Source organism: Specibacter cremeus (assembly GCF_003946885.1).
Lineage (GTDB): Bacteria > Actinomycetota > Actinomycetes > Actinomycetales > Micrococcaceae > Specibacter > Specibacter cremeus.
Genome location: NZ_RWKQ01000027.1, coordinates 24,841 through 38,822 on the forward strand (window position 1 = coordinate 24,841; position 13,982 = coordinate 38,822).

General features: G+C 70.8%; 16 protein-coding genes, 4 tRNA genes and 1 riboswitch. Of the genes, 15 read left to right on the forward strand and 5 right to left on the reverse strand.

All coding sequences use genetic code 11. The annotated features are described in order from the left end of the window. Positions 1-69: 69 nt before the first annotated feature. The 3 genes from EJC77_RS11740 to EJC77_RS11750 all read right to left on the reverse strand — a co-directional run bounded on the left by EJC77_RS11740 (position 70) and on the right by EJC77_RS11750 (position 351). A tRNA-Val gene (locus tag EJC77_RS11740) sits at positions 70-144 on the reverse strand. Positions 145-182: 38 nt separating this feature from the next. Beyond that, positions 183-256: transfer RNA gene (locus EJC77_RS11745), tRNA-Cys, on the reverse strand. A gap of 23 nt (positions 257-279) precedes the next feature. Next, positions 280-351, reverse strand: a tRNA-Gly gene (locus EJC77_RS11750). A gap of 321 nt (positions 352-672) precedes the next feature. Here EJC77_RS11750 and EJC77_RS11755 point away from each other — a divergent pair. The 15 genes from EJC77_RS11755 to hisF all read left to right on the forward strand — a co-directional run bounded on the left by EJC77_RS11755 (position 673) and on the right by hisF (position 12,180). Then, a tRNA-Val gene (locus EJC77_RS11755) sits at positions 673-744 on the forward strand. Positions 745-847: 103 nt separating this feature from the next. Next, positions 848-1,702, forward strand: coding sequence for a PD-(D/E)XK nuclease family protein (locus EJC77_RS11760; RefSeq protein WP_125612825.1), 855 nt, complete (start codon positions 848-850; stop codon positions 1,700-1,702). Positions 1,703-1,820: 118 nt separating this feature from the next. Next, the gene (gene def / locus EJC77_RS11765) at positions 1,821-2,414 is read left to right on the forward strand and encodes a peptide deformylase (RefSeq protein WP_125612827.1); all 594 of its coding nucleotides are present in this window, start codon (positions 1,821-1,823) and stop codon (positions 2,412-2,414) included. Further along, a complete protein-coding gene (gene fmt / locus EJC77_RS11770; RefSeq protein WP_125612829.1) occupies positions 2,411-3,331 on the forward strand; it encodes a methionyl-tRNA formyltransferase in 921 nt (306 codons plus the stop codon). The genes def and fmt overlap by 4 nt, the downstream gene beginning before the upstream one ends. Beyond that, a complete protein-coding gene (locus EJC77_RS11775; protein ID WP_125612831.1) occupies positions 3,328-4,884 on the forward strand; it encodes an RsmB/NOP family class I SAM-dependent RNA methyltransferase in 1,557 nt (518 codons plus the stop codon). The genes fmt and EJC77_RS11775 overlap by 4 nt, the downstream gene beginning before the upstream one ends. A 39-nt stretch (positions 4,885-4,923) precedes the next feature. Beyond that, a complete protein-coding gene (gene rpe / locus EJC77_RS11780) occupies positions 4,924-5,601 on the forward strand; it encodes a ribulose-phosphate 3-epimerase (RefSeq protein WP_125612833.1) in 678 nt (225 codons plus the stop codon). Between the two features lie 70 nt (positions 5,602-5,671). Continuing rightward, a riboswitch (FMN riboswitch) is annotated at positions 5,672-5,816 on the forward strand. Positions 5,817-5,929: 113 nt separating this feature from the next. Next, on the forward strand, positions 5,930-6,664 hold the full coding sequence (gene pnuC / locus EJC77_RS11785; RefSeq protein WP_125612835.1) for a nicotinamide riboside transporter PnuC: 735 nt from the start codon (positions 5,930-5,932) through the stop codon (positions 6,662-6,664). Next, positions 6,661-7,773: a bifunctional diaminohydroxyphosphoribosylaminopyrimidine deaminase/5-amino-6-(5-phosphoribosylamino)uracil reductase RibD gene (ribD, locus tag EJC77_RS11790; protein WP_125612837.1), complete on the forward strand. Its 1,113-nt coding sequence runs from the start codon at positions 6,661-6,663 to the stop codon at positions 7,771-7,773. The genes pnuC and ribD overlap by 4 nt, the downstream gene beginning before the upstream one ends. Next, entirely contained in the window at positions 7,774-8,394 is a 621-nt protein-coding gene (locus tag EJC77_RS11795) for a riboflavin synthase (RefSeq protein WP_125612839.1), read from the forward strand. Further along, entirely contained in the window at positions 8,391-9,044 is a 654-nt protein-coding gene (ribB, locus tag EJC77_RS11800) for a 3,4-dihydroxy-2-butanone-4-phosphate synthase (protein ID WP_125612841.1), read from the forward strand. The genes EJC77_RS11795 and ribB overlap by 4 nt, the downstream gene beginning before the upstream one ends. Beyond that, positions 9,041-9,688, forward strand: a complete 648-nt coding sequence (gene ribA, locus EJC77_RS11805) for a GTP cyclohydrolase II (protein WP_125612843.1) — start codon at positions 9,041-9,043, stop codon at positions 9,686-9,688. Before ribB ends, ribA begins: the two co-directional genes overlap by 4 nt. Beyond that, positions 9,685-10,167 (forward strand): 6,7-dimethyl-8-ribityllumazine synthase, encoded by a 483-nt coding sequence (gene ribH / locus EJC77_RS11810; protein ID WP_125612845.1) that lies wholly within the window; start codon positions 9,685-9,687, stop codon positions 10,165-10,167. Before ribA ends, ribH begins: the two co-directional genes overlap by 4 nt. A gap of 30 nt (positions 10,168-10,197) precedes the next feature. Continuing rightward, the gene (locus EJC77_RS11815) at positions 10,198-10,461 is read left to right on the forward strand and encodes a phosphoribosyl-ATP diphosphatase (RefSeq protein ID WP_125612847.1); all 264 of its coding nucleotides are present in this window, start codon (positions 10,198-10,200) and stop codon (positions 10,459-10,461) included. A 92-nt stretch (positions 10,462-10,553) separates the two neighbouring features. Then, entirely contained in the window at positions 10,554-11,399 is an 846-nt protein-coding gene (hisG, locus tag EJC77_RS11820) for an ATP phosphoribosyltransferase (protein WP_125612849.1), read from the forward strand. Positions 11,400-11,409: 10 nt separating this feature from the next. Then, positions 11,410-12,180, forward strand: coding sequence for an imidazole glycerol phosphate synthase subunit HisF (hisF, locus tag EJC77_RS11825; protein WP_125612851.1), 771 nt, complete (start codon positions 11,410-11,412; stop codon positions 12,178-12,180). Positions 12,181-12,221: 41 nt separating this feature from the next. Here the strand turns inward: hisF and EJC77_RS11830 are convergent, their stop codons facing one another. Both EJC77_RS11830 and EJC77_RS11835 read right to left on the reverse strand, forming a co-directional pair. Continuing rightward, a complete protein-coding gene (locus tag EJC77_RS11830; protein WP_125612853.1) occupies positions 12,222-13,037 on the reverse strand; it encodes a hypothetical protein in 816 nt (271 codons plus the stop codon). A 202-nt stretch (positions 13,038-13,239) separates the two neighbouring features. Next, a complete protein-coding gene (locus tag EJC77_RS11835) occupies positions 13,240-13,884 on the reverse strand; it encodes a TIGR03085 family metal-binding protein (protein WP_125612855.1) in 645 nt (214 codons plus the stop codon). Between the last annotated feature and the right edge of the window lie 98 nt (positions 13,885-13,982).

Sequence of the window (13,982 nt, forward strand, 5' to 3'; positions counted from 1 at the left end):
TGTTGTTGCTGTACTACTTTACCTTTATTCACCCCGATGTTCATCGGCTCAACGAACCGTTCGATTCATTGGTGGGCGATACTGGGATCGAACCAGTGACCTCTTCCGTGTCAGGGAAGCGCGCTACCGCTGCGCCAATCGCCCAGTAATCNCCGGTGCGGGGATGCCTGGATCCACCGAAGTGGAGGTGGGAACGGGATTCGAACCCGTGTACACGGCTTTGCAGGCCGTTGCCTCGCCTCTCGGCCACCCCACCGTGAGTCTAGACGGTGTCCTGCGAGCGGATGACGAGATTCGAACTCGCGACCCTCACCTTGGCAAGGTGATGCTCTACCACTGAGCCACATCCGCAGGGGANATCGGTTCCCTCTCGATTCGTTGTCGAACCGGCGGGCCGTGTTCCTGCGTTGAAAACTGTACCCGAGGCTTTTCTCAAACGCCAAATCGGTGCTCGGGGCGGGCCCGCCCGGACGCCTTGGGGGTCCGTGGATCCCAGTCATGGCGCGGATCCCGCCGGTCCGGGAAGGAATGACAAAGATGTCATTCGGTGCCTTGCCGGGGCCTTGCGGGGGTGCCGGGGCGGCGATTAGGCATGGGCGAAACTTTGAGCTAGTCTGTTGAACGCACCAAGAACGGACGCCGCAATCCTTGTGGATCGGGCGCCCGGAATTTGGGCGATTGGCGCAGTGGTAGCGCGCTTCGTTCACACCGAAGAGGTCACTGGTTCGAACCCAGTATCGCCCACCGGCAAAGGACCCTGTCCGGCGGAAACGCCCGGCGCGGGTCCTTTCTTGTTTGCGGGCGCCTCCACATGCGTCCTGTCGGTCCCGGATGAAATAGTGGTGACATGACGGCACCGGCATTGGCACACAGCACCGACCTTGGACGCATGTACGGACGATCCCTCATGGACACGCCCCGGGTTCCCTCCATCACGACCGTCATCTCCCAACAGGCCGCCAGCCTGGACGGGTGGATCGGCTACATGGCGGCGACCGCCGTGACCCAGCACCCCGGACTGGGCGGCGCCGTCGGCAATCCCGGCCAGCTGCGCACGCTCGTGCGCGAAAGCGCCAACGCGGCCGAACAATACCGTGACGCGGCGGCCGCCCGCGGCGACCGCGTCCATCACTACTGTGAGCAGGTGTCGCTGCGGGTCCTGGACCGGCCGCACGAGTTCGACGCCGCCCGGGCCGCCCTCGCCGAGCACGGCGAGGAGAAATTCGCCGACCGCTTCGACGAATGGTGGCAGCAGTACCAGGTCACGCCCATCGCCCCGGAGCTGACCGTGTGGAATGAGAGCGTCGGCTACGCCGGCACGCTCGACCTCGTGGCGACCATCGGCGGCCGGCTGTGCCTGATCGACTACAAGACGAAGGGCACGGACCGCCATGGCCGGGTCAAGGGACTCGACCCCAGGGTCGTCATGCAGCTGGTGGCCGGGCTGAAGGCCGAGGAATCGATCGTCGACGAGTCGGCGGGCACGTGGGAACCGTGGCAGTATGGCGCTGATCCAATCCTGCTCGGTGTGGCCGTGGGCGAGACGGAGGTGCTCACACTGCGCGCCAACCCGGACGTGCTCAAGTACCACTGGTTCAAGTTCTGCTCGCTGCGCCGCCTCTGGCAGGCCTCGCAGGAGGCGTCGGAGGCCGGGACGCCGCTGCTGCCCATCGCCCCGCCGGCGGCGCCCGCGGCCGGGTAGGCCGCGCGGGGCGGGCGCCGACTAGACTTGGTACCTGCCCGCGGCCGCGGCCCGGGTGCACGGCCCGCGAGACCGCAGCAATCCCGACGTACTGAAATATTGAATGAGGTGCCCCGCAATGGCCATCCTGAGCATCCGCATCATCGGCGACCCGGTGCTGCGCACCGTCGCCGAGGACGTCACCGAGTTCGGACCCGAGCTGGCGAAGCTCATTGACGACATGATGGAGACCATGCACGACGTCAACGGCGTGGGCCTGGCCGCCCCGCAGATCGGCGTCAGCAAACGCATCTTCACCTACGACGTCGACGGTGTGGCCGGGCACGTCATTAACCCGGTCGTCGTCAGCAGCGACGACTTCGCATCCGGCACGGCGGAGGGCTGCCTGTCCGTGCCCGGCCTCGGCTTCGAGGTGCGCCGGCATCGCTGGAGCCGGGTCACCGGCGTGGACGTGCACGGCAACCCCGTCGACGTCGAGGGCACCGGCTTGCTGGCCAAGTGCTTCCAGCACGAGACCGACCACCTCGACGGCAAGGTGTTCGTCGACCGGCTCGAGGGCGAGGACCGCAAGCGGGCGCTGCGTGCCATCCGCCAGCGCAACTACCACGATGTCACCGCCCGCACCGTGACCAAGCGTGCCGCCACCGTCGGCTCGGCCTTCGATTCCGGATCCATTGGGGCGGGATCCTTTGGGGTGGGGGCGCGCGGGTGAGGGTCCTGTTCGCCGGAACGCCCGCCGTCGCCCTTCCCTCGCTGGACGCGCTCCTCGCCGCCGGCCACGAAATCGTCGCCGTGCTGACCCGCCCGGACGCGCCGGTCGGACGCAAGCGCGTGCTGACGCCGTCGCCCGTGGCGGTGCGCGCCGCTGAGCTGGATTTGCCTGTCATCAAGGCGGCGAGGATCGACGCCGACGCGGCCGCCGCCATCGCGGCGGCGGCCGCCGACGTCGCCGCCATCGTCGCCTACGGGGCCCTCATCCCGGCCTCCGCGCTGGCGCTGCCGACGCACGGCTGGATCAACCTGCACTTCTCGCTGCTGCCGGCCTGGCGCGGCGCCGCCCCCGTCCAGCACGCCGTCATCAACGGCGACGACGTCACGGGGGCGTCGACATTCCTGCTCGAGGCCGGTCTGGACGCCGGGCCCGTGTACGGCACCATGACCGAATCAATCAACCCGGTGGACACCAGCGGCGCGCTGCTCGAACGCCTCTCGCACAGTGGCGCCGTGCTGCTCGCCCAGACCATCGCCGCCCTCGCCGCCGGCAGCATCACTGCCGTGCCGCAGGCCGGCGACGTGACGCTGGCGCCGAAGCTGGCACTGGAGGACGGTCATATCGCCTGGTCCCATCCGGCGGTGGCCATCGACCGGCGGGTGCGCGGGGTCACGCCGGAACCCGGGGCGTGGACCATGCTGGACGGCGCCCGGTTCAAGCTCGGCCCGGTCGGCTTGCGCCCGGACGTGACGGACCTGGCGCCCGGGCGGGTGCGGGTGGCCGGGAAGCGGGCGCTGGTCGGGACAGGATCGCACGCCGTGGAATTGGACCGGGTGCAACCGGCCGGGAAGAAGATGATGAACGCAATGGATTGGGTCCGCGGACTGGGCAGCTGTGACTCGGTGGTGTTCGCGTGAGCGGGCAGCAGGGCGGCCGGCCGGACCGTCGCCAGGGCGGCAGTCATGGCGGCCAAGGCGGGGGGGTCCGCCGCCGCGACGCCGCCGGGCGCGAGCGCAACCGTGCCCCGCAGCGCAACCGGACCGTGGCCGCGCCGTCGCAGCGCCACCGTTCGGCCGACCCGGCCCGGCTTGTGGCGTTCGAGGTGCTGCGGGCAGTCTCGGGTGAGGACGCCTACGCGAACCTCGTGATGCCCGCCCGCATCCGCCACCACCGGCTGGACAGGCGCGACGCCGGCTTCGCCACCGAGCTGGCCTACGGCGCCCTGCGTGCCCAGGGCACGTACGACGCCATCCTGTCCCGCTGCGTGGATCGCCCCCTGGACAAGCTGGACCCCGCCGTGCTGGACGCGCTGCGGCTCGGCGCCCACCAGCTGCTCGGCATGCGCGTTCCCGCCCACGCGGCCCTCGACCAGACCGTGTCGCTGGCCCGCGCCGTCATCGGCGCCGGCCCGGCATCGCTCATCAACGCCGTGCTGCGCAAGGTCAGCGCCCGCGACCTGGGCGCCTGGACGGCGGAGCTGACGGCCGGGCAGACCGACGCCGTGAGGATCGCCGCGCTGGAGCACGCCCACCCGGAGTGGGTCGTGCGCGCCTTGCGCCAGGCACTGGTGGCGCACGGCCGCGACGTCGCCGAGATCACGGACCTGCTCGAGGCCGACAACACCGCCCCCGTCGTCAATCTCGTCGCCCTGCCCGGCCTGGGTACCCTCGACGAGGCGCTCGACGCCGGCTTCACACTGGGGTCCCTGGGCCCCGGCTCCGCCCTGTCCTCCGGCGGTGACGTCGGCCGGCTGGCGACCGTGCGCGACGGCACCGTGCGCGTGCAGGACGTCGGCTCGCAGCTCGTGGCGCGGGCCCTGGTCGAGGCGCCCGTCTTGAGTGCGACGCCGGCCGGCGGCGAACGCTGGCTGGACCTGTGCGCCGGCCCCGGCGGCAAGGCCGCCCTGCTGGCCGCGCTGGCGAACCGGGCCGGCGCCACGGTGCTCGCCAACGAGCCGGCCGAGCACCGGGCCCGGCTCGTCCGGCAGGCCCTGGCGGCCGTGCCGGAACGCGTGTGGACCGTGCGCGTCGGAGACGGCCGGGACGTCGGCGCCGAGCAGCCCGGCGCGTTCGACCGAGTCCTCGTCGACGTACCCTGCACGGGCCTCGGCGCCCTGCGCCGCCGACCCGAATCCCGGTGGCGGCGCAAGCCGTCGGACGTGGCCGAACTCGGCCCGCTGCAGCGTGACCTGCTCGAGTCGGCCGTGCGCGCGGTGCGGCCCGGCGGCGTCGTGGCCTACGTGACCTGCTCGCCACACCCGGCCGAGACCGTCGCCGTCGTCGAGGACGTGCTCCGCAAACACGCCGACCTCGAATTGCTCGACTCCGGCGCGGCCCTGGACGCCGCCAGCCTGCCGGGGCGGCTCGAGGCCGGGCACGCGCTGCCGGGCCGGTCCGGGACAACCGCCCAGCTGTGGCCGCACGTGCACCAGACCGACGCCATGTTCCTGGCCGTCATCCGCAAGCACTGATCCGCAAGCACTGACCTCCCCCGATAGGAAGGCCCGCCCATGCCCCGCCACACCGACTGCTGCATCAACCCGTCCATCCTGTCCGCGGACTTCGTGAACCTGGAGGCCGAGCTGGCACGGATCGCCAACGCGGACGCCGTGCACGTGGACGTCATGGACAACCACTTCGTGCCGAACCTGACCATCGGGCTGCCCGTCGTCGAGCGCCTCCGGGCCGTCAGCCCGGTGCCGCTGGACGCCCACCTGATGATCGCCGACGCCGACCGGTGGGCCCCGGCCTACGCCGACGCCGGCCTGGATTCGGTCACGTTCCACGCGGAGGCCGCCACGGCCCCCATCAAGCTGGCGCGCGAACTGCGCACCCGCGGCGCCCGGGCGGGCATGGCGCTGCGCCCGGCCACCGCCGTCGAACCCTATCTGGACATGCTCACCGAGCTGGACATGCTGCTCATCATGACGGTGGAGCCCGGCTTCGGCGGGCAGTCGTTCCTGGAGGTCACGTTGCCCAAGATCCGCCGCGCCCGCGCCGCCATCGACGGCAGCGGCGCCCAGGTGGCGTTGCAGGTGGACGGCGGCATCACGGAGGAGACCATTGTGCGCGCGGCCGAGGCCGGGGCCAACGTGTTCGTGGCCGGATCGGCCGTGTACGGTGCGCCGTCGCCGGCCGAGGCGATCGACGTGCTGCGTGCGAAGGGCCGGGTCGTGAGACGCCGATGACGCGCCGATGACGCACCGTGATTACGCCCGCAAGGGCGCTGGTGCCATAATGAATGGCGTAAGCAACAACAACGTGCTCCGGGGTCGGTGAAAGTCCGAACCGGCGGTGATAGTCCGCGACCCGCACGCAGGCCGCCAGTGATGGCGGCAGGCGCTCGGTTGAACCGGTGGAATTCCGGTACCGACAGTCAAAGTCTGGATGGGAGAAGCACGTACAGTCCCGGCCGGCAGGCCCGGGGCGCAGCGCAGGCCTGGCCGCGCCGCCCCGGCAAGCCCACCCGGGCACTGTCGTTACCCCGGAGCCATCGCGGCTCGAAGGAAGGTAACGATGGATCTGGCGCGATGGCTCTTTGACGCCAAACTCGACTTCGCCGGCGGCGGGTTCATCCTGTGGCGGGAAGTCATCGGCAACATGTTCGGCCTGGCCAGTGCGCTCGGCGGCATGCGCCGCAAGATCTGGGCCTGGCCCGTCGGCATCGTCGGCAACGCCTTGCTCTTCACGGTCTTCATGGGTTCTCTCTTCGGCTCACCCGTCTACGTCAACCTGCTCGGCCAGGCCGGCCGGCAGCTCATGTTCATCGCCGTCTCCGTCTACGGCTGGCACCGGTGGCGGCAGGGGCGGCCGTCACGTGGAAACGGAGCCGCGGACGACGGCGGCGGCCGGGCGGGTGCCGCCGTCCAGCCGCGCTGGGCGGGGGCCAGGGTGCGGATCGCCCTGGTGGCCGGCATGATCGCCGGCACCGCCGCGCTCACCCCGATCTTCCGGGCCCTGGGCTCGTACGAGCCCGTCTGGGCCGACGCCTGGATCTTCATGGGGTCCCTGCTGGCCACCTACGGCATGGCCAAGGGTTGGGTTGAATTCTGGCTCATCTGGGTCGCCGTGGACCTGGTCGGGGTGCCGTTGCTGTTCAGTGCCGGCTTCTATGCGTCGGCGTTCATGTACGTCTTCTACGGCGCGTTCACCTTGTCCGGTTTCTTCGTGTGGTGGCGCGTGCGCCGCCGCCGGGACACTGTCGCCGCCACCAGGGGCTCAGCCCCGGCGCCCGTCGGGGTGGTCCCATGAGCGAGGACCAGCGGTTCGCGGACACGGGCTTCTCAGCCGCCGAGGTCACGGGCATGGAGACGGCGCTGGCCGTTGCCCGGCAGGGCGTGCGCGGGGCCAACCCGCTGGTCGGCGCCGTCATCCTCGACGCCGACGGCACGGTGCTGGCGATCGGGCACCACCGCGGCGCCGGCACGCCGCACGCCGAGGCGGACGCGTTGACGACCCTGCTGGCCAACGGGATCGCCCGCGACCTGTCCGCGGCGACCCTGATCGTCACGCTCGAACCCTGCAACCACACCGGGCGCACGGGGCCCTGCACCGAGGCCATCATCGCGGCCGGGATCGGCAACGTCATCTACGCCGTCGCCGATCCGCACGCACCCGGCGAACAGCCGGCCGGGGGAGCGGACCGGCTGCGCCAGGCCGGGTTGTTCGTCCGCTCCGGGCTTCTCGCGGAGGCGGCCCGGGACATGAACCGCCGCTGGTTCGTCGCCGTCACCGAGGGGCGCCCGTTCATCACGGCCCGGCTGGCGCAGACCCTGGACGGCCGGATCGCCGCCGCCGACGGCACGAGCCAGTGGATCACCTCGCCGGCGTCCCGGCAGGATTCGCACGACCTGCGCGCCCGCGTCGACGCCATCGTCGTGGGCACCGGCACGATTGACGCCGACAACCCGCGCCTGACCGCCCGCACCCGGGACGGCCGCGACGCCGCCTCGCAGCCGCTGCGCGTGGCCATGGGGCGCCGGCGGATCGCCCCCGAGGCGGCCATCCGAGGCACCGACCCCGACGGGTTCCTGCAGTTGCGCACCCACGACCCCCGCGACGTCATCCATGCCATGCACGAGCGCGGCGTCGGCCACCTCATGGTGGAGGGCGGGTCGAAGATCAGCGCCGCATTCCTGGCCGCCGGCGTCGTCGACGAACTCATCGTCTACCTGGCGTCCACGCTGCTCGGCTCCGGCACGCCGGCCCTGAACGACCTGGGCATCGGCACGCTCGCCGACGCGCAGGCGTGGGAATGGGACGGCGTGACCAGCGGGCCGGTCGAACGGCTCGGCCCCGACCTGAAATTGACCCTCATGCCGGCGAAGGCGCCGGAACACGACCCGAAAGAAGGAAGCTAGATGTTTACCGGAATCATTGCCGGGCGCGGCGACGTCGTCCGCGTTGACGCCGACCCTGCCACGGACAGCGCCACGCTGGTGCTCACCGGCGGCGCCGTCGTCGACGGGCTGGAACCGGGCGGCTCGCTGGCCGTCAACGGCGTCTGCCTGACGGCGACCCGGCTGGACGGGGACACCGTCGAGGTGGACGTCATGGGCGAGACGCTGGACCGCACCACGACCGGCGCGCTGGCCGCCGGCGACAAGGTGAACCTGGAACGCTGCGTGCCGGCCGGTGGGCGGCTCGACGGGCACGTCGTGCAGGGGCACGTCGACGGCGTCGGGACGCTGCTCGAACGCGAGGACCTGGGCAACTGGGAGCGGCTGCGGTTCTCCGTGCCGACCCCGCTGGCACGCTACATCGCGGAGAAGGGCTCCATCGCCGTCGACGGCGTCTCGCTGACCGTGACGGCCGTCAGCGCCGCCGCCGAGGACGAGCAGTGGTTCGAGGTCGGGCTGATTCCGGCCACGCTCGAACACACCGGGCTCGGCACGAAGGCCCCCGGCGGGGCGGTGAACCTGGAGGTCGACGTGCTGGCCAAGTACGCCGAACGGCTGCTGTCCTTCCGGAGCGCGTCATGAGCAACATGCTGGACCCCGTCGAGGAGGCCGTCGCGGCGCTGGCCGCCGGCGGCGCCGTGCTCGTCGTCGACGACGAGGACCGGGAGAACGAGGGCGACATCATCTTCGCCGCCGAACACAGCACCCCGGCCCTCATGGGGTGGACGGTGCGGCACAGTTCCGGCGTCATCTGCGTGCCGATGGAGGACTCCCGCGCCGACGCGCTCGGCCTGCCGCCGATGGTGGCGGACAACCAGGACGCCAAGGGCACCGCCTACACCGTGTCCTGCGACGCCGCGCACGGGGTGTCCACCGGCATCAGCGCCACGGACCGGTCGCTGACCGCCACGGTGCTGGCCGATCCGCGTTCCACCCCGGGCGCGATCACCCGGCCCGGGCACATGTTCCCGCTGCGCGCCGTCGCCGGCGGCGTGCGGCAACGCCCGGGCCACACCGAGGCGTCGGTGGAGCTGTGCAAACTGGCGGGGGCCCAACCGGTCGGCATCATCGCGGAGGTCGTCGACGACGCCGGCGAAATGGTCCGGCTGCCCGGCCTGCGCGCGTTCGCCGACGCGTCCGGCGTGCCGCTGATCTCCATCGCCGACCTCATCACCTACCTGGTGTCCATGGACGCCCGGGCCACGGACGAGCATGCGAAGGCCCTGCCGTGAGCGCGCCGGCACCTCCGTGCGTGACGGGCGGGCCCGTCGTCGCGCTTCCCACCGCGTACGGCACGTTCCGCGCCCGGGCCTGGACCGACGTCGCCACCGGCGCCGAGCACCTGTCCGTCACGGCCCCGCCCCCGGCCGGCGCGGCGGATGCCGCGCCGCTGGTGCGGCTGCACTCCGAATGCCTTACCGGTGACGTGTTCGGCTCCTACCGGTGCGACTGCGGTGAACAGCTCAGCCTCGCCCTCGAGCTGATCGCGCGGCACGGCGGGACGCTGGTCTACCTGCGCGGGCATGAGGGGCGCGGCATCGGGCTGGCCAACAAGCTGCGCGCCTACAGCCTGCAGGAGAACGGCGCGGACACGGTCGAGGCCAACGAACAGCTCGGTCTGCCCGTGGACGCCCGCGACTATGCGGCCGCGGCGTGCATCCTGCGCGAGCTGGGGCTGGAGCGCATCCGGCTGCTGAGCAACAATCCGCTCAAGCACCAGGACCTGTCCCGGCACGGCATCGCCGTCACCGAGATGGTCCCCACTCAGGTGCCGTCGCGCGCCGAAAACCTGCAGTACCTGCAAACCAAGCGCGACCGCATGCACCACACACTCAACCTCACCCCGACCACCACCCCGGAAGGACCCCACGCATGAGCGGACACGGAGCACCCGTCATAGGTTTCAGCGACGAGACGAAGCGGCGTGCGTCGTCACTGCGGCTGGCCATCGTCGCCGCCAGCTGGCACACCGCCATCATGGACGGACTGCTCGACGGCGCGAGACGGGCCGCCGCCGAGGCCGGCATCGCCGACCCGCTGGTGGTCTGCGTGCCCGGAAGCTTCGAACTGCCCGTCGCGGCCGCGCGCCTGGCACCGGAGCACGACGCCGTCGTCGCCCTCGGCGTGGTCATCCGCGGCGGCACCCCGCACTTCGAGTACGTCTGCCAGGCCGCCACCATGGGGTTGACGGACGTGAGCGTGCGCACCGGCGTGCCCATCGGCTTCGGCGTGCTCACGTGCGACACCGAGCAGCAGGGCCTGGACCGGGCCGGGCTGCCCGGCTCGGCGGAGGACAAGGGGCATGAGGCGACGACGGCGGCACTCGTCACCGCCCTCACGCTCGCCGATGCGTAACACGGGTGCGGACCCAGTAGGCTGGAACCCGTGAAAACCTTCGAATCCCTTTTTGACGAACTGAGCGAGAAGGCCGCAACCCGCCCCGCCGGGTCCCGTACCGTCACCGAACTCGACACGGGAGTCCACGGTATCGGCAAGAAAGTCGTGGAGGAGGCCGCCGAGGTGTGGATGGCCGCCGAATACGAGTCGAATGGGGCCTGCGCGGAGGAGATCTCCCAGCTGTTCTACCACGTGCAGGTCATGATGATCGCCAAGGGATTGACGCTGGCGGACGTGTACAAGCATCTGTAGCCACTTTCCGAAGTGGCCGCCACCCGCCCCGTCCGGGGCACCGGCATGACTTGCCCGCCCGTCACACCCTCGATCCTCGAAAGAAACCACCCATGATACGTGTTGCCGTCCCCAACAAGGGGGCCCTGTCCGAAGCCGCCTCCGCCATCCTCGCCGAGGCGGGGTACCGCCAGCGCCGTGATTCGCGCGAACTCGTCCTGGTCGACCCCGACAACAACGTCGAATTCTTCTTCCTGCGTCCCCGCGACATCGCCGTGTACGTCGGCAAGGGCACCCTCGACGTCGGCATCACCGGGCGGGACCTGCTGCTGGACGCGCAGGTCGAGGCCGACGAACTGCTGCCGCTGGGCTTCGCCGCCTCCACGTTCCGGTTCGCCGGCCCGGCCGGGGTGTTCAAGACGGCCGCCGAGCTTGGCGGCAAGCGGTTGGCCACCAGTTACGACGGGCTGCTGCGCGACTACCTGGCCGAGCTGGGCATCAAGGCCACGGTTGTCCGGCTGGACGGCGCCGTGGAATCCTCGGTGCGCCTGGGCGTGGCCGACGCGATCGCCGACGTCGTCGAGACCGGCAGCACGCTGAAGGCCGCCGGCATGGAGATCTTCGGCGAGCCGATCCTCAACTCCGAGGCGCTGCTGATCGGCCGGCGCGGCGTTCGCCGCCCGCCCGGCGTCGACGTGCTGATCCGCCGGCTGCACAGCGTCCTCGTGGCGCGCAAGTATGTGCTGCTGGACTACGACGTGCCGAAGTCGCTCATGGAGCAGGCGACGGCGCTGACGCCCGGGCTGGAGTCGCCCACCGTGTCGCCACTGCGGGACACCGACTGGGTGGCCGTGCGTTCGATGGTGCTGGTCAAGGACACCAACCGGGTCATGGACGAGCTGTACGAGCTGGGCGCCCGCGCCATCCTGGTCAGCAGCATCCACTCCTGCCGGATCTAGGGGGCGCATCATGGGTGTTGCCATTCGTGTCATCCCCTGCCTGGACGTCGACGCCGGGCGGGTCGTCAAGGGCGTGCGGTTCGAGGACCTGCGCGACGCCGGCGACCCGGTGGAACTGGCCCGGCGCTACGACCTGGCCGGTGCCGACGAGCTGACGTTCCTGGACGTCACCGCATCGTCCGGGAATCGGGAGACCACGTTCGAGGTGGTGTCCCGCACGGCCGAGCAGGTGTTCATCCCGTTGACGGTCGGCGGCGGCGTGCGCGAGGTCGCGGACGTCGACAAGCTGCTGCGCCACGGGGCGGACAAGGCGTCCATCAACACGGCCGCCGTGGCCCGCCCCGCCGTCATCGACGAGATCACCCGGCGGTTCGGCTCGCAGGTGCTGGTGCTCAGCGTCGACGCCCGGCGCACCCGGGCCGGGCACACGCCGTCGGGCTTCGAGGTCACGACGCACGGCGGACGCACGGGCACGGGCATCGACGCCGTCGCCTGGGCGCGCGAGGCGGCCGACCGCGGCGTCGGCGAGATCCTGCTGAACTCGATCGACGCCGACGGCACGAAGCAGGGCTTCGACCTGGAGCTGATTCGCGCCGTGCGGGCGGCCGTGTCGATCCCGATCATCGCCTCCGGCGGCGCCGGTGCCCCCGAGCATTTCCCGCCGGCCGTCGACGCCGGGGCGGACGCCGTGCTGGCCGCCTCGATCTTCCACTTCGGTCCGGACGACGCGATCGCCCAGGTGAAGGCGGCCATCCGCGCCGCCGGCCACGAGGTCCGCTGACGTTTCCTGCGTTGATTCCTCGGTAAGTGCGGGTGCTTGCGTCACGCACCCGCACCTACCGAGGAATCAACCGGGCCAACCGCGCGCGTGACCTCATCCCGGTGCCGGTCCTCGGCCTGCTTTTGCGGCGTGAGGTGATGATTGCCTTCATACTCCCCGCACACCTTGAACTTGGCGCACCCGAGGTCGGTGAAGATCGGCGTCTCACCCGGCTTCCCTTCGACCGGATAGTCGGGCGTGAACTCGGGCAGGCCAGCCCGGAACAAGAGCAGCCGGACGCGCGTTTCCGGCGGGGAGTCCACGCCAACGCGCATGAGGTCCAGCGCCGCCCGGGCCAGCCTCAGGCCGCGTAGCCTGTGCTTGGCGGCCACGAAGGCGATGAGGTCGTCCGCCGGCACCTTCGCCGGCCGCGGCAACCCGAAGTGCCTGTGATGTTCCGAGATCAGGTAGTCGGCCGCGACGACGAGGTCGTCCAGGGACAGCAGTGTTGCCAGGTCAAGCCACGTCCGGGCGAGTGAAGTGACGGGAACGCCGTCCAGCAGGACGATGTCCGCCGGCGGCAAGACCCGCTCGTGCCCGATGACGCCGGTGCGCCGGCAGGCCGGGTCCGACGCCGGTCTTGTCAAATGGATCAGGGTTTCCCGCTCGAACCGCCACGGCAGCGGGATTCCGTGGAGCCTCGCGGCCGTGGTGTGCGAGGCGACGGCGTTCACGCTCATGATGGTGAAGGGCCTGACAAAGTCCAGCAAGGCTTGCGACCCGTCACGCGGCAGGCGTATCCCGCGCGACGGGACGGTCAAGTCGCCGGCGCGCAACCGGCCACGCGAGACGCCCGCCGAGAGTGCATCGCGGAGCACGAAGGGTGTGCGGAATAGTCCCGGGGCAGGGGTTCTCGACGGTTCATGAATCCATCGTGGCCCAGACCCACGGATCATATCGGAGGTTATCCACAGGCCCGACGCCCTGCGGACGTCCACGGCCCGATTGATTCCCCGACAAGTGCGGGTGTGGGACGCCAGCACCCACACTTATCGAGGAATCAACGCGACGCCGAGGGCGTTACGGGCCGACCTCGGCGGTCTGCAGCAGCGCCAACGCCTCGGGCTGCCCCTCGAGTGTGACGAGCGCCTGGCCGGTGCGGCCGTGCGCGTGCATGAGCAATTCGCCCGGGTCGCCGGTGATGGCCACCGAGACGGGCGCGCGTTTGGCCACGTGCCGCGGTCCGGCCGGATTGACCAGCACGATGCCCAGGTCCACGCTGCGGTACAGGAAGGCGGCACGTTTGATCAGGTCGTGCCACAGGGCCTCGGAATAGTCGGGATCGAGGGAACGCGGGGCCCAGCGGTCGGTGGCGCGGCGCACATCCTCGGTGTGGACGAAGAATTCGATCAGGTTCGCGTTCTCATCGACCCGCTTCACATTCAACGGCGACAGGCGCGGCGGACCGGCCCGGAACTTGCGCACCAGCTCCGCGTACGGGGCCGGGGCGGCGGCGGATTCGGCCAGCTTCGCGATGGCCTTCTCGGAGGCGCTGCGCAGCGGCTTGACCACCAGGCCAACCGTGACCTTCGCGCTGCGCTCCCGAAGATACAGGTGCGCGGCCAGTTCCTGTGTGCGCCATCCCGGGCACAGCGTGGGTGCACCGGGCCCCGCGGCAAGCAGGGTCTCGGCGAGGACTTCACGGGACGGTTTCACGAATTGCATCACTTGTGAAATTAGCATGTATCGGGCGGGAACGGGGGCGCAAACCGCCGCAATCTGGCACCCGCTTCGGAGGGGACCTTCGGCCGCTAGACTTGGGA